The organism is Sphingobacterium siyangense (assembly GCF_007830445.1).
Lineage (GTDB): Bacteria > Bacteroidota > Bacteroidia > Sphingobacteriales > Sphingobacteriaceae > Sphingobacterium > Sphingobacterium siyangense.
Genome location: NZ_VLKR01000015.1, coordinates 93,221 through 116,461, shown reverse-complemented (window position 1 = coordinate 116,461; position 23,241 = coordinate 93,221). Strand labels below are relative to the sequence as shown.

Here is a 23,241-nt window from a genome sequence, read left to right as displayed (position 1 = left end):
GTTATTTAAAAGAAATTTTGTAAATTTGAGATAAGTATTTTTTTAAGCCAATCGCCTAACTAATTTGTAACCAGTATGCCGTCGGGTAAATTAAATAAAAATAAAAGGTTGTTTTCGTATTTATTAAAAATTGTGAGTGTCCGATGGGGCCGAATATTCTATTATCCGCTTTACATTTTCTTTTGCTTTATCATTGCTTTGATCATAAATCTGGGTTCTGCTGGTAGTAAAGTGGTTGAACGTGTCCATAACAAACGCTTTAGGGCTGTATGGATAGGTACGGTTTTGCTGCTGCTGGTCTACGCCTTGCTGATCAGCTATATGCATACAGTTCTGGTCCTTCGGAAACGGTTTGGTAGGAACGGTAAGCTTAATTTTATGATTTATCTGCTGTGCTCAATTTGCGTTGTACTGGCTCTTCATGGAGTTGTACTCGAAGTATTGCTACCGGATAGGCCGGGATTAATCGTGCTTTCGAGATGGTATCTGACAACCGATTTTTTGTTTTTCTTTCCGATAGTGATCGCATATATACTTTTTGTGTACCGTTTTCCGAAATGGGTATTGCTGGATTGGCAATCCCTTGGCCTGCTGACGGTTCATCTACCGGAGTCTAAAACTCGGCTCGACAAACGTCCATCACCACTTCTGGTAGGAGTCGGATCCGGAATGCTCGAAAATCTAGCTGTCCGTGACAATACGACTGACCTGCTGGAAAAGAGCACACGGCAACTCTCCTGGAATAACGCCCAGACAGCAACGATGGATCTCTCTTCTTTGACAAAAGCGGAATCACAGGCTGTGCTGCTCAGCCTATGGCAACGCAATCGGGATCGGCTGGCACTGATGGTATATCTCTTGCGCAAATGGGAGGGTGAAGAACAGATAGGCGGTAAAACGATAAAATGCCTAAACGCGGTGATCATCTATAAAGAACAACGTACGGCAGATGTCTATCTGCATGATGGCAAGTTTTGTCGGATAGACGTAACGACCAAAGTGCTGCGGGAAAATCCCTGGTTGGTCAAAATACGGGCAAAAGTGTATGTTAATATGCTCTTTTTTCGCGTGCCCGTAAATCGGCCCACCATGTTGGAGCTCAACACTGAAATAAAACAGAAACTACATAGATTGTTGCCGGAGGAAAAACTCAAAATTCTGGTTACGCCCTCGCGTGAACTACGCAACAACATCAATAATTTTTGGGGAATAATAGATACGCTAGATGAAAACAAATTGGAAGAGGAATTTAATCTGGCTTAAAATGGATGTATTGTTTAACGCTGTGGTGATGGAGCCCCTGCACAATGCCCATTGTGCAAAGGGGCTTGTTTCGGCGACCAGCATGTCTAATTGCATGGTTATGTTAAATTTAATGAATCGCATATGTGACCTTTTGGAGGTCATAATCTCCTTACTGCAAGCGATATTGAAGCATATAACGGAAGAAATGAATAAGATTCCGGCTGAAACATTGGATACAGCCGACGAACTGGATCATATGCTCGATATCGCTCATGTGCTCGATAAATTGGGTATTTCAGAATCGAAGTATTACCGGCTGGTCCGTGAAGGAAAGCTCAGGCCGAGGAAGCTGGGCAAGCGGCACTATTATTACCTGTCGGATTTACACCAGCAACTGGAAGAAAGCAGGCGGAAGGGGCGGATATAGCGAGTTGTCAAAGAGGGGCCTTTTCGGCTCCTTTTTAATTTTCAGAGAGCCGGCAAACACAAGGTCTTTCACGTCGGTATGGTTCGGCAGCGGTTCGGGAACTTTGTGGCTGTCCTTCGGCTCTGCTCCGATACAGCTAGGGGACATGTTCGACGCTCCTTCGGGCGAGCTTCGGCAACTCTTCGACTTGGCTTCGACTCCCAGCCGAGCAGCACCCGAACAATACCCGAACAGCAGCCGAGGCTGTGTCGAAGCTGTCTGCAATCTGTGCCGAATACCTCCCGAAGGCAATTCCATAACTACCCAAAGGACAGCCGAGCATCTGCCTATTTGTTAAAGTTGACAGGCAATGACAGCACTGCCTGCCGTATAATATCATTCCCTGTACTTGTTCGCCTACAAAAAAAAAGTCGCCTTAATTTAGCTCTCGCTAGCAAAACAAAGACTGCTCATGACAGTCGTAATTATTTATTAATCAAACATGTATAAACATGGCAAGATTCTTAAAAGGTATACACGGGGCCTACTCTGGGAAAGTGGGAAGTGTAATAGGAAGCAGTTGGAGAGGTGTGGATTATGTCCGCTCGCTCTCCAAGATTACAAACAAAAAAGCGAGTGAAGGACAGGTCGCACAGCGTACAAAATTCGCAACGGCGGTAGCTTTTCTTTCGCCCATCAAGGATTTACTCAACCTGGGCTATTCGGATAAATTGCAGGGTAAAGCAACAGGATACAACAAGGCGCTGCAATATCTCATGAACTATGGGGGCATCAAAGGCACTTATCCAGCATGGGAAATAGATTATGGGAAGGTGCTTATATCCAAGGGCTCATTGGCCAATCTGATGGGTGCCGAATGGTCAGAAGCTTTTCCGCAGGAGATCACGTTGACATGGGAGGCGGAGCTCAATAAGTTTAACGCTTTCGCTGGTGATTCGGTTATTCTGTTGATGTACAACAGCAACAAGAATTTCTTCAGTATCCTAGAATCGGCGACTCGCGAAGAAGCAAGCCTGAGTTTCAAGCTACCTGCCAGCTACTCGGGTGACACGCTGGAAGGTTGGGTATTTACCGGTCATGAGGATGGTGTCAAGACCTCTCCGAGTTTCTATCTGGGCAAACTATCCATTAGCTAAATATGGCTATTCAACACACTCTGCTGCTCCAACGCAAATATGGAGCACAGGGAACCAACGGTACCATTACGTATCAGGGTGAAGAAATCTGTCATACCATCGAGCTGCCCGACAGAAATAACATTCCGCGGATAAGCTGTATTCCAGTAGGTCGGTACAAGCTGGAGAAACGGCGTTACCCCAAGCATGGCGAACAGATCGGTATCCCCAATGTACTGGGACGTGAAGCAATTCTGATCCATGCCGCCAACAATGCTTTGAAAGAGCTGCAGGGCTGCATTGCCCCGGTAACGGTACTAACGGGTGAAGGGAGAGGAGATTACAGCGGCAAGGCCTTGGCAAAACTTAAAGCACTGGTGTACAGTCTTTGGGATCAGGATGCAGAAGTGTATTTGAATATTCGCTAAATGAAAAAAATCTTAAACAAAATAGGAAAGGTGCTGCAGGTGGTTCTTGCGGCTCCCGTTAAATGGCCCGGAAAGGCGGGTAACATTTTGAAATATATCGCTGTGGGACTGGGTATATTGGAAACAGTTATGGAAGAGGAAAAGCCTCCACCTGAAAATAATTCCGACCTGCCGATGTTGCCCAAGGAAAGGAGTGATGCTGATGAAAATCAATGATATCCGCATTTCTGCCCTCGGGGGAACGATCTGTTCCATCTGGGCCAGTATCTCCCTGGGCGATTTGCTGCAAACGGTGTTGACAGCTGCGCTGGGCACGGCTGTTAGCTTTGCGACGAGCAGGCTCTTAGGGCGTATGAATAAAAAGGCAGGTCATAGGAAACCTTAGCCAGCTTATTGAAGACGTCTCCCTTAACGGGGAGACGTTTTTTAGTCAAATCCCGAACTGCTTCGGTCATTCTGCTGATCATCTCCTGCGTTTCCAGTAGATCTCATCGGCTTGGCATCGGGATTTCATCGGGATAATCCCATCAGGTCCCGATGAAAATACGATCGAAGGCAGGTATTTGGCCGTAATCAATAGCCAATTGTAGGTAATCAAGTGAATGATTTTATTTGACCGCTGTAACCTCTAGTTCAACCAGAAGTGTTTCGAAAAGATGTTTTACTTCCATCACAGTGGAGACTTGCTGTAGCTGGTTCTTTTGAGCCCATGCTTGAAATAGATCAAAATTTTGGAATAATTCAGCAGAAGATGTCGTATAGATGTTCAAGCGTACGATATGGCGAATTTCATATCCTGCTTCTAAAATGACACGCTCCACATTGGCGATGGCGAGCGATAGCTGCGTACGCATATCAGCGTCACTTGAGATGCCGTTTTCGTCAATTGCGGTTTGTCCTGAAACATATAATGTTCCACTTACATCTTTTACCTCTACCGCTTGCACATAATTTCGTTGCTCTTGCCACTTCCAGGGATTGATTGTTCTCTTTTGCATAGTCATTGTTTTTTTAATGCCTACAAAGTTCGAGAGATACCTAGAAATAAACCTGTGACTGAAATCACTATTTGTAAATTCGGCTGAGCGTTTCTCTTGATACACCCAAATACTGCGCAAGAACCGTTTTGGAGATGCGCTGTACCAAAGCAGGATAAGAGCTTATAAAAAGTTCATAACGGGATTTTGGGCTGTCTGTCAACAAGGACAGGATTCTATGCTGATTGGCGATATGCCCATTGATTGATTTTTGTAAAAAGTAGTTCGACAGACTATACTGCTGAACGATACGCTGGTAGTCCGCATAAGATAAAGCATATAAGGCTGTAGGCTCTAAGCATTGTAAATAAAGTTTTGACCGGGTTTGGTGATAAAATGCCGAAAAATCCGTTTCCCACCAATCTTCGAAGGCAAATGATAAGATATGCTCCCTGCAATTTTCATCTTCGTAGGAGAGTTTGACCAATCCGGATTGTATCCAATACAGATTTTTTACCAGATCATTCGGTTGAATAATAAAAGCGGCTTTTCTGTAGGTTTTGTATTTGAAGTATTGTTGAATCGCTATGTGCTGCTCTAGCGGAATATGTCGAAAAATATCGTTTTCAAGGCTGATGTTATGATCCATAATCAATGAAGTTTAACCGGGTCTTTTTATCGATCCAGCTAATGGAATGCTAAAAAATCCCGAGTTAATTGCTGCTGTATTTGCTATTATTTAGCAGTCAAATGTAGGCAATTTTGTGGTCAAAAAAAACTTCAGGTGAAATCAAATCAGGTCTGTAATCGGTCAGTTTTCCGATGCCTTTCGGTCAGCTGTCGGTCTAATATGTTTTGTGTATTTGTTGTTGATTTAAAGTGATTTATGTTTGTTGTGTCAATCAAAAATTTCGGTGTGAAAAAGGGTTGATTTTGGAACAATAGGGATCGAAAGTGATACGTGATGGCATGAATGATAAAAGCGCACTCCTGCAGTGCGCTTTTATCATGCGTATGGCTTTGGGATGAAACCAGGATAGTACGATTATCCTTCAGACATGGCTAAAGTGAGACTAGCCGTAAATTCTAGCCCTGTCGTTGTCAAGGCCTTTATGGTTATCTTGTAGCTGCCAGCTTTTAAACTGTCGCTCTTTTTCACGGAAACAACGCCTGTTTCGGCATTTACACTAAACAGCTTTTCGCTATTTGTAAATGCGAGTCCATCTTTTTGTATGGAAACCAGTTCAAAAGCAGATTTATATTTTTCAGGATACAGTGTTGGCGCTGCAGAGACATAACCATTTGAGAGTCCGATATGGATTAGACTAAAGTCTATGGTCAAGTTTAGATCGGGATAATATTGCCCAAACAAAAATTTAATTTGTGGAATCAGAATGACCCTGAAAGTCGTGGCGGCGACAGGAAAGCCATCTTTTATAAGCTCGGGAGTCAACTCGAAAGATTTTTCAGCTTTTTTTTCCGGATCTCCCACATCCTTTGCTAATTTGATATGCGTACCTGTTATTGAAGCAATGTTTTCTTGTCCATCCTTTTTAACCAACTGAAAGCTCGCGCCAGCAGTTGGCAGGCCCAGCGGATCGATTTCAAAATCAGTAGATTGGTCGCCATAAAGTACATATGAATAAGGCAACTCGTTGCCATTTTTTAAACCTTTGATGGCAATAGATCCAGCCGTTATCTTGAGCGAAAAACTTTCTTTCCCTACAACTTTGTCCTGAGATTCTTTGGCTATGACAGTGACTTTATAATCATCGGGAATCCGTGCGCTGCTCGATTGAGCTCCGTTTGGATAGAGTAGGGAGCTGTTAATCAGTATGCTTTGTTTCTCTTTATCAAATTTGATGGCCTGGTTCAATTTATCACTGAGTTTAATCCCGTTGCCCAAATTGATGTCTGCAATCTGGGAAAAGTCAAAGCTGAACGTAAGGCAAAAGACGAGGCTGGATCGAAAGCAGCTCGATCGTATACAGGCACAAACGCTTGGTGAAACATTGAGCCATATCCCTGGGATACAAAATGCTTCTTTTGGCCCCAATTCTGGTATGCCGATGATACGGAGTCTAAGTGGTAGCAGGGTAAGTGTGCTATCCAATGGGCTTTCGATCAATGATTTGTCGGGAATCAGTCCAAACATAAACCCCAATTTCGATATGGACAACCTACGCGAAATAGAATTGTACAAGGGTGCTGCGACTGTATTATTCGGAGGAAAGGCCATTGGTGGAGCGGTCAATGTGAAAGACAACACCATTCCCATGAATCGGCTGCCCAAGCAGATTACAGGTCAGGCCAGTGCGGAGTTAGGAACGAATAATGGCAACAGCCAATCGATGGCTTTCAATGCAAACATTGGACAGTACTGGGTGGGACATATTGGCGCAATGAGGCTCAGGCACGGAAATCTCAAGATCCCGGGCAATACAAAAGCAGCCATTGCTTATGATCCAAAGATCGATCATTTGACCGCCGCAATGGCACAGGTAAATGTCGATCGGGAGACGATTCGAAATCTGACGCTATATCCCTATTTGAGCCAGTTCGTGATCGAGCATATGGGCGATCCAAAGTGGGACTTATCGGAGGCCGATCTGTATACCTTTGAAAATTATTCATTTATCAATGGATCAAAGGTCCTAAACCCTCAAAATGACAAATATGTCGCTGGGCAGGATCCCAACACGCCACTTTACACTGAAGTCGTTCATGGGATTACAGATTACGCACCGGTCAAGCCTGGCGTGATGCCCAATAGCCATGCCGAGAGAAATGCTGTCAATGCAGGTGCCAGCTATATCAGAGACAACTTTCAGCTAGGTCTGGGGCTTTACGCGCTTGAAAGCTATTATGGTATTCCCGGTTTTGCGCAGCGCAACAAGCCTGTCCATAGTCACACGACAGTTTGGACCCCGATATATGAACCGATCAATACGCGTACCTATTCATATGCCTGGCAGGTAGAATCTGCTTTTAAGCCAAAAACAGAGTTGATCTCGGCGGTTAAATTTAACTACCGCGGAGAAGTATCAGACGACCGGGAGCTCCTGGGTAGGTACCGTGTCAATAAGTTCGATAGTGAGCGTCATGCGCTTCGATCGGAGATAACGCAGCAGTTTAATCCTTTTTGGTCTGGGACGAGTGGGGTTGATTTTTCATTTGTGGCCTTAAGGGGAGAAGGCGATCGGCGTTATATCCCCAATAATCTGAGTCGGGAAGGAGGTATCTTTACCTTGCAGACAATAGAACTTAATCCAATTACCGCTCATTTAGGCTATCGGCATGACTGGGTTGCGCGGCGTACATTGAGCGATCCCACTTATCAGCGCAGCAGGGGGATGGCCGGAGGTGATCTTTCAGCCAGAGATTTTAGCTTAAACCATTTTTCGGGAGATATCAAGTATTCAATTTTTGACATGGCCTATGTACAAGCTACATTTTCACACGCAGAACGCGCACCAGGGGTCAATGAACTTTATGCCGGAAATGATCATTTTGCCATCCTGGTAGAAGAAAATGGAGATGATCGACTGAACAAGGAAAGCTCAAATTCTTATGAGTTATCTGCAGGGCTAAAATATGGTGGATTCAAATGGTCGGCGACACATTACCGCAGTTTTTTTAAAGATTACCTCTATTTGGCCCATACAGGCATTTCTCGTTCTGGAGGTTTTTTGGTCAAGGAATGGCGTGCTTCAGATACCGAAATTCAGGGCTGGGAGCTAGAGGGAGCCTATACCTATGATACCAGCTTATTCTTTGTTAACAGGACAATTAGGTTATAAGGTAAATATAAAGAGATATGAGTTTGTCTATTTTATTTCAGGCAATAATCTATTGAATGTAGAAGCACGTCCGCAAAATTCCATACTCAAATATCTTGCCCCCCTTCCGGGACGCAATATTTCCATTGGATTGAAGCTATTGCTCTGAAGAATTTGGTTTAATCGTCAAGTGTATGACATCTCTTCCCTCGGGAGTACGATCTGTCAGCTTGTTCAAGTATATCCAGAGCGTAATTTCGATATGGATAAATATTGGAAAGAGTACTCGAAATATACATTATTTTCAAGGATTAGTGGTCATAAGAGAACCTCTTGTTTACTTTTTAATCGTACACAAGAGGTTAATCTTTTTATTTTAAAGTATTTTATCTAATTGCTTTTTTAGTTCCGGGTCTGATGGCCTTTTTGCGTTTCCAGATACGATTGTTCCATTAGGGGCTATTAAAATAAATCTAGGGATTGCACTGATGTTATAATCTTTTATAAAATCTGAATTAAAGTCTTTATCAGCGATAAGTTGTGTTCCCCCTAAGTTGTTGGATTTTACATAAGTTGACCATTTTTCATAATCTTTCATTCTGTCAACAGAAATACTTACGAAGGATATTTTTTTATTGTGATATAACTTTTCTATCTTCTGCAAATAAGGAATCTCAGCTTTACAAGGGGCACACCAGGTTGCCCAGATATCTATGTATACATATTTGCCCCGTAAATCTTTAAGGGATACGCTTTTATTGTTTACATCTTTAAAATTGAACTCCGGAGATGGTTTATTATCAGCTGTTTTTCTAAAATTAGCGTATACCTTTGATACTTCATCTTTATAATAGGGGCTTACAACCACCTTCATAAAATTAGAGTAGGCCTGTTCTCTCGCTTCAATATTTTTTACCATTTTTAAAATAGAACAGGTATAGTCAAAATTAAGATATTCCCTCATAAATGGGTTGGTAATTTCTCTATTGATGACATTCAGTTGGACGATGTATTCGCCGTCATACCCTAAGGGGGATTCTTCGTTATATTTAGTTCGCTTTAATTTGATGATTCTACTTTCTAACCATTCCCTGTAGCTGGCAGACCTTTTAAACATGTCCTCATCATTGACATTTTCTTCAGTTTCAGCGATGAAATTTTGCAATAGCAATTTGTCACTTTCGCTCATTTTCTTTGGATATGCTTTTTGATAGGCCGAATCCAGCTGCTTTTTATCTGCTTTTGCTCCAATAAGTCTATAGTATTCTTCCAAAGAAACAGAATCTTCTCCATATCCTCTGCGGTAAGTGTCTGCGACCTCCTTGATGAAATAATTTACATCTTTTGTTTTTAAAGCTTTGGCACCTGTATCCGTTTCATTAGTAAAAGTATCGTTGATATCTTTTTGTAGCGATCTTGCCTTACTGATAAAATCACTTGTTGACAATGCATATATACTGTATAGATAGCTACCTTTTATAATTGGAAAGTAGTTATTTGAAATCTTATATTTTTCTGGGACCAAATCGTCAACAAGGACTGGCTTAGATGACTGAGCAAAAGCGGAAATGCTCAAGAATAAAAATAGGAATAGTGTTATATTTTTCATGTGATAAAAATCTTGTTTAATTTTTTTATGTTCATTTAATTGACTTGCATGTTGGGATTGAATTTTCTCACCCGAGTTGGTATCTGAAAAGTGTAACGATTACTTTGTGGCGTTAATGTCTCCTGAAGTTCAGAATTTTCCCTGTTAATACGTTTGACGTCTTTCATCAGGCCATCTCTATCCAGTCTTTTCATATCCATCCAGCGTGTGGCTCCAAAAGCTAATTCCCGTCTCCTTTCTGCCAATACCAATTTTAAAGCATCATCTTTATTCAGTGAAGTAGCGGGCTGATAAGCAGAAGCCTTTATTCTAACTTTCCGGATTATATTTAGATATTCCATAGCAGCAGCGGTACGGTTAGAACGAGCCGCCAGTTCAGCAAGGGTCAAATAAACTTCCGGAAAAGTTATTCCAAAATTTGCTTCCCCATATGCTCCCCCTCGATTGATTCCTTTGTTGTTACTGATCGTCAAAATGCTGTATCTTAGATCATTTTCATCAAAATATGTTTTTAGCTCATCAGAATACAACATAAATACCGGGACATTTCTATCTTCACTTCCACGCTGCCATAAAATTTCAGGATCAAGATCGGCAATAGGTAGGTCATCACTTGACGTAATTGTATTATAATCCGTTAGTTTATGGGCTACGGCCATAGTTTCCAGGGCATATTTTTCGGCATTAGTATAGTCGGCAATATATAGATAGACTCTTGAAAGAAATCCTTTTGCGGCACCTTTTGTTGCTCTGTAGCGATTTACATTATTTAATGGCAAACAGTCAATTGCACGCAGGGTGTTATTGACAATACTGTCTATATTATCCTGGATTAATGCTCTTGGGGGGACTTTATCAGTTACATTTGTCGTTGTTACCCATGGTAGTCCTAGGTCCGTATTTTTAGTATTTATATTATAGCTCTTTGCATACACTGTTAGGAGTGTAAAATAGGCATCTGCACGAGCTAATAAAGCCTCTCCCAGCACTTCTTTTTTCTTTTGATCATTGCTGCCGGTAGCAGACATTACATTGTTGATGATAACGTTTGCATCGTAGATGATCCTGTACAATTGCCCCCAGATAACCGGGCTCACCTGGTCATTAATATCTTTTTCCTCCCGCCAGAAATATAGGTTGGCGTTGACACTTTTATCTTTGGCGCTATAAGTGCCATAATAATCATCTGTACAATAAAGTAGGGCAGAAGGAAAAGACTGGGTCATTGTGAAGGAATTTAACATGCTTTCAAAGTCAGTCAATTTTTCCGGCAGGACTACACCTTTGGGCTTTACTTCCAGAAAGTCTCCACAGGATAGAATACTTAGTAGTGTTAATAAAATCAAAAATTTCAATAGTATTTTTTTCATCATTTTATAATGTATTATTCCATCAGGAAGATGGGTTTGGCTGTTTTATGGAACTTATTAGCCAATTTAAAGTCATATTTTTCGATATTTATCTTTTTTGTTTTCCGAACAAAAGCTAGAATGTAGTGGAAAATGTCAAACTATAAAATGAAGTTTGTGGCAGAGTCCTTATTCCTGTCCGTCTATCAATTGATTCGGGGTCTATATCATTTCCACTAAATGTATATTTGAATGGATTCTGAACCTGAAACCTAAATTGAGTATTGGATAGACCGACCTTTTGCAGGAAGTCATTTTTCAAATTGTAGGTTAAGATGATATCTCTCAGCCGAATGTAGTCTGCTTTACGTACATATCTGTCTCCGTATGTATACCCATACCGCGCGGAATACATAAAGTCCTCAGGAGTTCCATACTCAGGGAGTCCCGGTATTGCAGTTACAAGCTCGTCTCCTGGCTTTTTCCAGTAGTTTGAAGAGCCTTTTATTGCATTTCCGCTCTGTAGTTCATCAGGATTGGGCTGTTGGACTCTCATAACATGGCCACCGTAATACATAAAAAGAAAAGACAAATCGAAAGAACCTACAGAAAACTGGTTATTGAGACCGATCACATACTTGGGATTTGTTGTGCCACTGTAGACCAGATCATCAAAATCGACATCAATGACGGCATCGTCGTATGTATTTAAAACTAACACATTACCGTTTCTATCGTAAACTCCAGGGTGTCCTAAATTATTCAGTCCAGCGTATCTATAACTGAATAGTGCATTCATTGGATAATCTTTCTGTAGGTCTGTGCCTGATATGATATCTAGGGATGATGTTTTATCTTTTGCCTGTACTTCAATAACCCTATTTTTATTGAAGGATGCAGTTGCACTTGTTCGCCATTTGAAGATGCTCTTATCAATATTTACGCTAGTCAGTAATATTTCAAGACCTTTATTCTCAATAGAAGCCGTATTAGCACTATATTGGTTAAATCCTAATGTTGGATCTGCGGACATCGTACCAAATACATCTTTTGTTCTTTTATAATAAAGGTCTACAGAACCTGATATTCTATTTTTTAATAATACATAATCTAACCCCAGATTGTAGTTAGTTGTTGTTTCCCAGCGGATGGATTGGTTTTCAGGTGATAGTACATCATAAAAGACCTCTGAAGTGTTAAACCTATTATTAAGTCCGGATGTTAGGATCAGGAAAGGTCCGTTAAAGCTACTTGGAACATTGCCGTTAAAGCCGGAGGCGGCCCGAATCTGTAATGAATTGATCCAGGAAACAGATTTAATAAATTCCTCTTCGCCCATAAGCCAATTCATTCCTAATGACCAAAGCGGTTTGTTTTTATACTTATCGTCTACTCCGAACAGATTAGACTGGTCTATACGGATACTTCCAGTAGCGATATATTTATGCTTGAACATATAAGTTCCTTGTCCATAAAATGAACGGAACCTTCTGTCGCTATATTTTTCTCCAAAATAGTCATTGCTATTAAAACTTGATCCGTAGTCTCCGACTTCTTTGAAGGCTGGTTTTATCCTTGAATTAAGCACCTGAAGATTGACAGGTTTATTGATAAGAGACTGGTCATCGTAACCAAAGAATGTTGTTTTAAATGATTCAGCTTTTACTTGCCTTTGTTCAATACCAATGATTCCCGAAATACTATGTTTTTTATCTTTTGTTTCGTAATTGAGATTTGCCTGAGCACGTAGGGTGTAAGCTGTATTTTTAAGTGTTTCTTTTGTCAGAAAATTTCCTTGAGGCAGGTCAGTGAATAAAGGGGTTCCATTTGCTGGATCTTTTTTTGCCTTAGTATTTACCAGATACCTTACTCTATAAGAATCCTCTGTTTTAAGCAGGTCGTTCACACCCTGTTCATTTTCAATAGCGCCGCCAAGATCGATATTTAGCCACTCAGTAATTTTGGCATTAAGGCGGCCTTGTGCCCTGAAAGAATTGAGTGATGTCTTTTGAGTCGTAGCGGACAATTCTCCGAATGGGTAATAAAGCTGGTCATACAAACCTAGGGATTGGGCTCTCTCGTTATAATCTTTATTTATTACATAAAATTTTTCTCTGAATTCACCAAAAGTAGCCGGGAGTGCATTACCATTTTCGTCGACAATCCTCTCAAAGGGGAGGAGGTCACTATAATCTGGTGTAGTACCATTTTTTATTCTGTTATTTGAATAAATTCCTTTAAAATCAAATGAAATATTCTTGTTGAACTTGTAAGTGTTGGCAACATTTAAAATGGTTTTTTTATTATCTGTACCTACTTTCTGAGCTCTTTCTCCGATATGGTTGACACCAATTAGATATGTGCTTTTTTCCGTACCTCCGCTGATATCAAAATTGATGTTATTGACAAGTCTACGTCTATAAAATAACCGTTTATACTCCGCAAGATTGTTGTAAGAAGCTATAGCGCCAATTTTCTCTTCTGCAAGCTTGTTATCTATAAGGCCATCTTTAAGATCGAATAGTATACTTGTAACTTGGTCAATTGGGTTATAATCTGAGTAAAAATATCTGTCGTCACCGCCTGTACTGACCATATCACGCTGTAAGTCTACGAATTCCTTTGTATCGAGATAGCGCATATAATCGAAATCGGGCTTTGAATCAAAAGCAAAAGTGTTTCTAAAAGTGAACGTTGGTTTACCGGATTTTCCCCTTCTGGTTTCTATAACAATAACACCGTTTGATGCCTGGACACCGTAAATTGAAGCGGCGGCTGCATCCCTTAACACGCTCACTGATATGATATCAGTTGGGTTTATGGAGTTTATGTCGATTTCAGTAGGAAAACCATCCAACACGATAAGTGGTTTTTTTACTGCGTCAAAAGTACTGACACCACGAATGGAAATTTCTCCAGAAATACTATTGTAGACTAGTCCTGGGACTTTTCCTTCTAGATTTTCTAGAAAGTTACCGGTTACGGCTACCCGCTGTTGGTAGTCCTTTTCGCTTAATGTGGAGGCAGCACCCGTAAGCTGTTCTTTCTTGATCTTCTGGTAACCAGTCGAAATTACATTCACTTCGGCCAACTGATTATCCAATTTGGCCATCTTAATCTCCATAAATTCATCACCGGGCCTGACAATACAGTCCTTATAGCCGATATATGAAATTATAAGTTCTGTTACTTTATTCGATGCGGATATAGAGAAATGACCATTCTCGTCTGTAAAAAATACTCTTGGCTGGCCCTTTACTTTAATGCTGGCTCCAGATAGAGGCGATCTATCTTCGGTGATAACCCTTCCAACAATATTTCGCTGCTTATTTTCTAATTGTTTAATAACAACTATTCTGTTTTTGATATCGTAAGTGAGGGACTTTCCATTTAGCGAATAATCTAGGATTTTCTCAATAGAGGCATTCTGCATTTGAATATTTACAGGATCTTTATCCGACAATAAGCTTTCCTTGTAAAAAAAGTCGTAGCCACTCTGTTTGCGAATTTCCTGAAATAATTGTGGCAGTGTAATGTTCTGGCGCTGAATTGAAATCTGCGCAAAGGTTTTGGAATATGCCTGGAGCCCCCCCATGGCGACAAGGCAAACAAGTGATAAATTTACTCGCATAAAGAATCTCCGTCTTTCAACGGGAATAAATTTAAAAATCATATATTTGATTAATTTGGGTTAGTGATTTGAATTGAGTTCGAGCTTCTATTTAACTACTTGATCCAAAGTTTTTTGATCTGGGATGTTAGCGCATTCCAGATTTCTTTTCTCAAGTAGTTTATCAATTTGTTTACATTATAATAGATATCCTCCTTCCTGTTAATTTAAATTTGATCTGTCCTGTTGATTCCAGCATTGTCAGTATAGCTGACAGATTGTTTGATTTGGATATCATACCGCTGAAGGTGATATCTTCCTTCTTGCTTATGAAATCCACATCTACTTGGTACCATCGGGAGACCTTTCGCATAATACTCTCAATATTTTCATTCTTGAAAATAAAGTCTCCTTCTTTCCAGGCCACATCGACCTGAGTGTCTACTTTTTTGACTGCTATTGTATTTCCACTGATCAGGATCTGCTCTCCAGGTTTTAATACAACAGATCGATGTGAGATATTGTCGCTTACTGAGACGCTGCCTTCAATAAGCGTCGTACGGGCTATACGCTCATCAGCGTATGAGCTGATATTAAAATGGGTTCCCAGTACTTTTACATTCTGTTCTTTAGTCCTAACAATGAAAGGTTTATTTCTATTTTTCGCAACTTCAAAATAGGCTTCTCCAACTAGTTCGACCGAGCGGTTATCCTTAGCAAATCTTTCAGGAAATTTTAGCATAGACTGCGCGTTCAACCAAATATTGGTGCCATCTTCAAGGATGATTTTATATTGGCCTCCCTTTGGAGTTACAATGCTGTTCATCTTTTCAGAGAAAGATTTAAGGGATCTATCTTGAACATTGAAAGTTATCTGCCCAACAGTATCGCAGTCGACTTTTATTCCACTCAGTTGTGTGATAGTACCTATTTTTGACGAGCCTAGATCAAATTGTTTTCCATCTGCGAGTATGAGGATAGCTTTATTCCCTCCGGCAGCAATTTCTTTATTATCAATCTTCTGGTTTGGTGCTTTCTGAGGCAGATCACGTGAATAGTAAAGTATGCCAGTGAATGTTGCAAATGCAAGAATAGCGGCAGCATAGCGGTAGAACACCCTAGATTTTCTTTGGTAAAAGAGACGGCTGTCCAATTTGGCTTTTACTTTATACAATTCAGACGATGCTGTGATATGCTCATTTTTATTCAGCATATGGAGGTACCAGTCTTCAACTAATTTTTTTTCCTCTATGGTACATTTACCTTTATTATATCTTTCAAGAAGCTTTTCAGCTTTATTGTTGTCCATATATTTCTTTATAGTCTAAACTCTATAATATAAAGACAGGCGGAAAGAGTGAAAGTATACGTTGATTTTAAAAAAAAAAACAAAAAATTTTAGAAAAGGAATGTTATTAGTGTGTTTAGCTTCTTTTTTAACTGTAAAACTGCTCTGTGAAGAACCGTTTTTACCGTATTCTCAGTTATATTCAGCTCTTTTGCTATTTTTTTGTAAGACAATCCTTCATTTCTACTCTTTAAGAAGATCTCACGCATTTTTGGGGGTAAATTTTCGATTTCAGATTCGAATTTTTTTAATAGCTCTTTAAAATATAGTTCCTCCTCTGTTGACGAACGGTAAATATCCACAAATTCATTTAAAGAATCTATATACATACTTCGTGTCTTGCTTTTTTCAATAGCATTTAAGGAAGAGTTTCTCACAGAGGTAAATAAATAAGCTTTTAATGAAGATTGCACGACGAGACTTCCAGCCTTATTCCATAAATTCTCAAAAACATTCTGGATGGAATCCAATGCTTCATCTTCATGTTGTAATATACGAAAGGCATGCACATATAAAACGGACCAATATCGTTCATAGATTTCTGTATAAGCATTATGATCGTACTGATTGAGTAGGTCAATAAGTTCTATATCACTCAGTTTGTTGTACACGGTTGTAGATATTAGGTGCGGCAATATACGAAAGTTTTAAATATTGAAGGGCTTTGTTCGTAAACATTTTGTTTGAAAGGTTTTCGAAAGTATGCATGAAGCTCATTGCTAGTGTGTTTTGTTCCGTTTCAAACTGAATTTAGATTGTACTGGATCATCGATTAAATTATTCGCTTGTGTTTTGTTCTCTTGTTGATCATTTATAAAATGGAACTTGAACCATCTAATTACCGACCTTTTAAAACAAATTTATTATGTTTTTAGCTAGCATCTATTTTTGTGAATTATCCATATTGAAATCTACCCTCAATTTGGTTAGAAATATCCACGATTCAACTACAACTGACCGCTCGTAGATGTGGAACTTTGTCTTGTTACATTTAAACTAATTTTAACATGCAGACAAATGAAATAAAAGTAGCTATAATAGCCAATAATTTTGGCTAACGGAAGAGTTCTATACGCAGAGAATCCAAATTATGAAACTCTTGCTGAAGCGATGAATTTCTATGTTGGTTTTGTTCGAATGCATCTAAGCAAAGATGAAGGGCAGCTTCGAAGTTGATTTACCATGAATAAATTAGTTGGTACCTCTTGAATATAACGCCATAATTTTATTTATTTTTAAATTCAAAAAAATAAACGACATTTGGACATTTATTATTTAAGTCCAATTCGCCTTTCAATTCCGTCTATGATATTAAGAGAAGTCACACCGCTATCCGATAAAGATTGTTTCATGGTATTTGCCAGAAAGAAGTCACGTTTTGATTTTCCAATTCATGTACATTCAGAATTTGAACTCAACTTCATTGAAAATGCTGCTGGCGCACAACGCATCGTAGGGGACAGTATAGAGGAAATCGATGAACTTGAATTAACACTGATCGCAAATGCGAATCTGGAGCACGGGTGGTTTGATCACAAATGTCAGTCTACCAATATTTCGGAGATCACCATACAGTTCCAGCCAGATTTATTTGGTGAAACACTGCTCAATAAAAATCAATTTCGTTCGATTAAACAATTGTTCGAAAAAGCGGTGTACGGCGTGACGTTCAGTATGCAAACAATTTTGGTTGTACAGGAAGCCATAAAAAAGCTCTCCCATGAAAAAGACGGTTTCTATTCTGTCGTTGGTTTGTATGATATCCTATTTAAGTTGTCGCAGGATGAAAATATGAGGGAACTCTGCAGCCGTTCTTTCCATAGTAGTACCGGAAAACACGATAGTCGTCGTGTCGAAAAAGTATTGCGTTACCTTTCTAAAAATTATCAGAAAGAAGTGTCTCTCGGTGAAGCGGCAGATCTGATTGGGATGACGGATGTGTCTTTAAGTCGATTTCTTAAACAACGTACGGGCAGAACTTTTGTCGATACCCTAAATGATATTCGCTTGGGACACGCCAGCCGCATGCTTGTCGATACAACACACAGTATTGCCGAAATCGCATTATTGTCGGGGTTTAACAATCTGTCCAATTTTAATCGGATCTTTATGAAGAAAAAGGGAGCAACTCCAACGGACTTCCGGAATAAATACCGAAATTCAAAATTCTATTTGTGAACAGCAGGCCATACATGCTGTTAAAAAAATATAGGCCATACCTCACTTTAAAAAGTCATGAAAGCCATTGTTGGTTGAAATAGCATAAGAAGAAGATAAAAAAGTATTATCCTTGAATATGCATTCTCCTTAGTTTTGGAATAAGTTAAAGCAATTTAAATAACCAATTTTAAGGGAACTCAAAAATGATCAAGAAAATCTTTTATGCCTGTATGGTTGCTGGCCTTACTCCGATGCTTACTTTTGCCCAGAAACTGCAGCTATCGGGACAGGTAATTAATCAACAAACCAATTTACCAATAGCCGGTGCGACAGTGCGCAGTGGCGCAGGAAAAACTGCGCTGACAGACGAGAAGGGAAATTACCAACTTGAGGTCAGTGTAGGGGATAATCTCTATGTATCGTTTCTAGGTATGGAGACTCGTACTTTAAAAGTCACCACTCGGGAGTCAATCAAAGTTTTTCTAAATCCGAAATCGGATGTCTTGGACGAGGTCGTCGTCGTAGGTTACGGCAAAGTGAAAAAAAGAGATCTATCCGGAGCCGTAAGCCAAGTGAAGGCTGCTGATATTTTGGCGGGAAATCCCGCTCCCAGTATCAATCAGGCGCTACAGGGACGTATGGCAGGCGTTACAGTCAACCAGAATGATGGCGCTCCTGGCGCAGGTGTTTCTATTACCATACGGGGAACGAACTCCTTCTCAACAAATTCACAGCCCCTCTATATTGTTGATGGAATTCCCTTTGACATGGCTTCTACACCAGCGAGCAGTGCCAATGAAAATAATAACCAAACCGCTAATGCGCTTGCATCGATCAATCCCAATGATATTGAATCGATCGAAGTGTTAAAAGACGCTTCCGCTACAGCTATCTATGGCTCAAGGGGCGCAAATGGGGTGGTATTGATTACAACAAAGCGAGGTGAAAATGGAAACGAAAAGGTTGAGCTAAATGCTAATTTTGGAATGGCCACACTTGGACGGAAAGTCAAAATGCTCGGACCTTTCGATTATGCATCTTATATTAACGAACAGGCTGTCAATAGTAAAAATTATGAAGGAGTGGATTATCAGCTATTACCTTATCCGGGCACCTGGTCCTATCCGACAATAAACGGCCAGCCGGTAACGACATCGGGAAAATATCAGCCCTCACCGGAAGATTTTTTAAATCAGGGGCTGCGTACCGATCAGTATGGTAATCAGACATTGGTGCAAGGGGCTGACTGGCAGGATGAAATTTATCAAAATGGATTTTCCCAAGAATATAATCTTAGTGTATCAGGTGGCAGTGAAAAAGGTTGGCACATGTTTTCAGGAAATTTTCTGAATCAGGGTGGAACTATAAAAAACTCAGATTACCAACGCGTTGCCCTACGTACTAATATCGGTCGAAAAGTGAGGACTTGGCTTGAACTGGGTGCCAATATCAACTATACAAATGGACTCACGAATTTTGCGAAATCAAATGCATACGATTACGGGATTATTCGTTCGGCATTGATATTTCCTGTGACTTATGGCCCTGACATGAGTACCATAGAGTCGGATCAGCTGAACTGGTTGGCTTCCAACCCGGGCGTTTATGTCAATACAGCGAAGGATCAGCTGCGGGCTAACAATGTTTTCAGTTCGTCGTACGCAAGTGTCAAGCTATTACCATTCTTAACCTTCCGCCAGAACTTGGGATTTTCGTACTCCAATAATAACCGAAATACGTATTATAACCGCAATACGCAGGAGGGAAGAACGCCAAAAAATGGAAGTGCCGGACAGAGTGACAATTGGTACCAGAGTCTAACGAGTGAATCCTTGCTAACTTTTGATAAAACTTTTCAGCAAGTTCATAGCCTAAATGCGGTAGCAGGTTTTACCTATGAGCAGGCAAATTACTCGGCCAAATCCATGACAGCTACCAATTTTCCGAATGATATTACAGGCGAGTTTGATATGGCTGCGGGCTTAAATCCAGGCCCTTTGGTGAGTAGCCGTGGGCGGACGCAACTGGCTTCCGTGTTAGCTAGGGCAAATTATTCATACAAAGGTAAGTACATCGCTACAGCATCTTTTCGCCGTGACGGTTCGAGCCGATTGACCGAAGGACAGAAATTTGCCAATTTTCTCTCCGGAGCACTGGCCTGGAGAATCTCTGAGGAGCAATTCGTGAAAAATCTTGGTGTTTTCAATGATCTAAAATTGCGTGCAAGTTATGGGCGTACGGGTAATCAGGGCGTCAATGCGTATCAGACAAGAGCTTATCTGGCCGTAGCCAACTATCCTTTGGGCGGAGCGCTTAGCAGTGGTTTTGCGGAGGTAGACTGGCGCGGTGCATTAAATAAAAATCTCAAATGGGAGACCACAGACCAGTATAACCTCGGATTGGACATGGCTTTTCTAAATAACCGTATCCAATTTACCATCGATGCATATTATAAAAAGACCAACGACCTGTTGCAGAATGTAAATATTGCTTCAAGCAACGGAATGAGAACACAGTGGGTCAATTCGGGATATGTCACCAATAAGGGGCTTGAGTTAACAGGTAAATTCGTTGCTGTCGACCGCGATGCCTTTAAATGGAATATCGATGCTAATATCTCATTCAATCGGAATGCAATCGGTGGCCTTGCAGCAGATCGCTTTGCCGAACGGTTATGGTACAATGCCGATAATATCTTTATCCAGCGAAATGGCATGCCGATAGGTTCTATGTTCGGTTATATCGAAGATGGCTTCTACGATAATGAAGCCGAAGTTCGTGCAGATCAGACCTATGCTAACGCCAGCAATGCCGTTGTGCGGTCCAAACTGGGCGAAATTAAATACCGCGACTTGAATGGTGATGGTCAAATTACAGCTAGTGACCGTACAATAATCGGAAATACAAATCCAGATTTCGTTTTTGGTCTGACCAATAATTTTAAATATAAGGATTTTACGCTCGGTTTCTTCTGGCAGGGATCTATCGGTAACGATATTTTCAATGGCAACCTGATCGATATGAAAATGGCCAATTTGGGTAATATCACACAGGATATTTATAACACGCGCTGGACGGAAGAAAACAAGGAAAACGCTTTATGGCCTAAAGCGGTCTCCACGTACAACCGTACCATGTTAACTTCGGATCGTTATGTTGAGAATGGCTCTTATGTTCGGCTAAAGAACGTCAATCTGGGTTATACATTTAAGACACCGTTTAAAGGGCTTAATTCGCTTTATCTCTATGCAAGTGCGACCAATCTTTTGACTATCACAGACTATAGCTGGTTCGACCCGGATGTAAATGCATTTGGTGGTGACGCTTCGCGAAAAGGGGTGGATATTTATTCTTACCCAAGCAGCAGAACTTTCTCACTGGGAATTAAAGCCGATTTTTAACCTAATTATGATGATCATGACAACTAAAAATTACAAACAATATATAAAATATGCCTTATTGGCATCGATCAGTCTTGCGGGATTAAGTTCATGTGAGAAAATGCTCGAAGAAAAAAAGTTTGATTTTGTAGATCCGCAAGATATCCCGGATTCGGATGAAGGGGTCAACCAATGGGTTGTAGGAACTTATAGCAAACTGCTTGACGATATGTTTCGCTGGAACCTTTTTCCACCAGCACTGGAATTTGACTGTGATTACATGACTGGACCGGATTGGTCATTTGGAACTTTGGGTGCAGGAAATTTTCAGAACAATGAATATACTTCTGCTATGTGGGAAAAGCCTTATGCCATTATTCATCGGGCAAACTTAGCGCTAGAAAATATCGAACCCATGACCAAAGCTTCGGAAGCAGCCAAAAACAACGGGATCGGTGAGCTCTATTTTCTAAAGGCTTATTCTTACTTTCTTTTGGTACGTGCCTTTGGCGAAGTGCCCATCCGTAATGCTTCCGTCAACTCCGGTGCCGATCTCAATCAGCCACGCCAGCCGATCAGTAAGGTGTATGAGCATATCATCGAATTGCTTACCAAGGCCGAAGGATTGCTCTATAAAAACACGGATAGCAAATTTCAGGAAGGACGAGCTTCAGCAGGAGCGGCCGCGTCCTTATTGGCAAAAGTTTATGTCACCATGGCTTCAGGATCTTTGGCATCAGGCAACGTTACCGTAAGAGGAGGGCAGCCTTACAGCATGAATGGCAGTGAAAAGGTGTACACCAATCCTGTATCTTTTGTGGTTTCTAAAAAGGTAGTTGCCGGTTATGAAGGAATTAATGCAAAAGAGTATTTTGGTAAAGCACGTGACAAGGCGCTGCAGGTCATTAATGGGGAGTATGGCAATTATAGTTTGCTGAGCTATGATAACCTCTGGTCGCGCGCCAATAAAAATAAAACCGAACATATATGGACTTTACAGTCTATGTCTGCTGATGAAAAATATGGCGTCACTTTTTCACAAGGTTATAATGGAACCTTCAATGATCAAGGTAACATACAGACCGGGCTATGGTGGGGCATGCGCGATCACTGGTATAAATTGTTTGAAAGTAAAGATTTGCGCGTGGTAAAAGGGGTGATTCACCGCTGGATCAGACAAGGAGATGATTCCAGCTGGGGTGGCGGATCGTATTACCCGAATAACGAAGAGTATACGAACAAAGCAAAAGGCTATACCGATGATAAGGGTAATTGGGTGCCGCCGGTAGCACCGTTTAATGACGGCGCACAATACCGAAGTGAAAAATCACCGGCCTTTTTGGCTTATCTCACAAAATATAGTGATGTGAGCAACAATAAGCTGGAACGTACAGATGCACCATGGTATTTCCTTCGATTTGCGGATGTGTTACTCATCTATGCAGAGGCTGCCAATGAGGCAGACAACAGTACCGCAGCACGTACATTGGCCTTGGCAAAGCTCAATCAGGTACGCGAAAGAAGCAATGCGACGCCCCGTAGACTCACTGGAGATGGAAATATCGATAATCAAAGCGGATTCCGCTCTGCAGTGCTAGAGGAGAGGGCAATGGAATTTGCACTGGAAGGCGACCGCCGATGGGATTTGATCCGTTGGGGGATTTACCTTGATGTGATGAATAAAATTGGTGGAACCGATGAGGTGGGGGTTGTGAAAATACGCACTGAAAAGCATTTGCTTTACCCAATCCCCAATTCTGAAGTGGGCGTCAATACCACAATCACTTCAAATAATCCCGGTTGGAACTAACGTA

17 protein-coding genes are annotated in these 23,241 nt (G+C 40.8%); 9 read left to right on the top strand and 8 right to left on the bottom strand.

Features of this window, described 5'->3' with window-relative positions:
- Positions 1-198 precede the first annotated feature (198 nt).
- The 5 genes from IQ31_RS14700 to IQ31_RS14680 all read left to right on the top strand — a co-directional run bounded on the left by IQ31_RS14700 (position 199) and on the right by IQ31_RS14680 (position 3,431).
- Entirely contained in the window at positions 199-1,263 is a 1,065-nt protein-coding gene (locus IQ31_RS14700; protein ID WP_145328462.1) for a hypothetical protein, read from the top strand.
- Positions 1,226-1,672: a helix-turn-helix transcriptional regulator gene (locus IQ31_RS14695; RefSeq protein ID WP_145328460.1), complete on the top strand. Its 447-nt coding sequence runs from the start codon at positions 1,226-1,228 to the stop codon at positions 1,670-1,672. Before IQ31_RS14700 ends, IQ31_RS14695 begins: the two co-directional genes overlap by 38 nt.
- A 491-nt stretch (positions 1,673-2,163) precedes the next feature.
- Complete coding sequence (locus tag IQ31_RS14690) at positions 2,164-2,808, top strand: DUF6266 family protein (protein ID WP_088161345.1); 645 nt, start codon at positions 2,164-2,166, stop codon at positions 2,806-2,808.
- A gap of 2 nt (positions 2,809-2,810) precedes the next feature.
- On the top strand, positions 2,811-3,215 hold the full coding sequence (locus IQ31_RS14685) for a DUF5675 family protein (protein WP_145328458.1): 405 nt from the start codon (positions 2,811-2,813) through the stop codon (positions 3,213-3,215).
- Positions 3,216-3,431, top strand: coding sequence for a hypothetical protein (locus tag IQ31_RS14680; RefSeq protein ID WP_145328457.1), 216 nt, complete (start codon positions 3,216-3,218; stop codon positions 3,429-3,431).
- A gap of 392 nt (positions 3,432-3,823) precedes the next feature.
- On the opposite strand, the gene IQ31_RS14675 is transcribed toward IQ31_RS14680, so the two are convergent.
- From IQ31_RS14675 to IQ31_RS14665, 3 genes are all read right to left on the bottom strand, one after another.
- Positions 3,824-4,213, bottom strand: a complete 390-nt coding sequence (locus IQ31_RS14675) for a RidA family protein (RefSeq protein WP_145328456.1) — start codon at positions 4,211-4,213, stop codon at positions 3,824-3,826.
- Between the two features lie 67 nt (positions 4,214-4,280).
- The gene (locus IQ31_RS14670; protein WP_145328455.1) at positions 4,281-4,841 is read right to left on the bottom strand and encodes a Crp/Fnr family transcriptional regulator; all 561 of its coding nucleotides are present in this window, start codon (positions 4,839-4,841) and stop codon (positions 4,281-4,283) included.
- A 396-nt stretch (positions 4,842-5,237) separates the two neighbouring features.
- Positions 5,238-6,098: a hypothetical protein gene (locus IQ31_RS14665; RefSeq protein WP_208734280.1), complete on the bottom strand. Its 861-nt coding sequence runs from the start codon at positions 6,096-6,098 to the stop codon at positions 5,238-5,240.
- Positions 6,099-6,102: 4 nt separating this feature from the next.
- Between IQ31_RS14665 and IQ31_RS14660 the strand changes: the two genes are divergently transcribed.
- The gene (locus IQ31_RS14660) at positions 6,103-7,992 is read left to right on the top strand and encodes a TonB-dependent receptor domain-containing protein (RefSeq protein WP_244294507.1); all 1,890 of its coding nucleotides are present in this window, start codon (positions 6,103-6,105) and stop codon (positions 7,990-7,992) included.
- 355 nt (positions 7,993-8,347) lie between these two features.
- Here IQ31_RS14660 and IQ31_RS14655 read toward each other — a convergent pair whose 3' ends face one another.
- The 5 genes from IQ31_RS14655 to IQ31_RS14635 form a co-directional block, all read right to left on the bottom strand.
- Positions 8,348-9,580, bottom strand: coding sequence for a TlpA family protein disulfide reductase (locus tag IQ31_RS14655; protein ID WP_208734274.1), 1,233 nt, complete (start codon positions 9,578-9,580; stop codon positions 8,348-8,350).
- A 35-nt stretch (positions 9,581-9,615) separates the two neighbouring features.
- A complete protein-coding gene (locus IQ31_RS14650) occupies positions 9,616-10,953 on the bottom strand; it encodes a RagB/SusD family nutrient uptake outer membrane protein (RefSeq protein WP_145328453.1) in 1,338 nt (445 codons plus the stop codon).
- 112 nt (positions 10,954-11,065) lie between these two features.
- Complete coding sequence (locus IQ31_RS14645; RefSeq protein ID WP_158638890.1) at positions 11,066-14,560, bottom strand: SusC/RagA family TonB-linked outer membrane protein; 3,495 nt, start codon at positions 14,558-14,560, stop codon at positions 11,066-11,068.
- Positions 14,561-14,732: 172 nt separating this feature from the next.
- Positions 14,733-15,848, bottom strand: a complete 1,116-nt coding sequence (locus IQ31_RS14640) for a FecR family protein (protein WP_145328451.1) — start codon at positions 15,846-15,848, stop codon at positions 14,733-14,735.
- Positions 15,849-15,937: 89 nt separating this feature from the next.
- Positions 15,938-16,522 (bottom strand): RNA polymerase sigma factor, encoded by a 585-nt coding sequence (locus tag IQ31_RS14635; RefSeq protein ID WP_158638888.1) that lies wholly within the window; start codon positions 16,520-16,522, stop codon positions 15,938-15,940.
- Positions 16,523-17,192: 670 nt separating this feature from the next.
- Here IQ31_RS14635 and IQ31_RS14630 point away from each other — a divergent pair.
- The 3 genes from IQ31_RS14630 to IQ31_RS14620 all read left to right on the top strand — a co-directional run bounded on the left by IQ31_RS14630 (position 17,193) and on the right by IQ31_RS14620 (position 23,237).
- A complete protein-coding gene (locus tag IQ31_RS14630) occupies positions 17,193-18,065 on the top strand; it encodes a helix-turn-helix domain-containing protein (protein WP_112374614.1) in 873 nt (290 codons plus the stop codon).
- Between the two features lie 185 nt (positions 18,066-18,250).
- Positions 18,251-21,448: a SusC/RagA family TonB-linked outer membrane protein gene (locus tag IQ31_RS14625; RefSeq protein ID WP_208734272.1), complete on the top strand. Its 3,198-nt coding sequence runs from the start codon at positions 18,251-18,253 to the stop codon at positions 21,446-21,448.
- 16 nt (positions 21,449-21,464) lie between these two features.
- Positions 21,465-23,237 (top strand): RagB/SusD family nutrient uptake outer membrane protein, encoded by a 1,773-nt coding sequence (locus IQ31_RS14620; RefSeq protein WP_208734270.1) that lies wholly within the window; start codon positions 21,465-21,467, stop codon positions 23,235-23,237.
- Positions 23,238-23,241 lie beyond the last annotated feature (4 nt).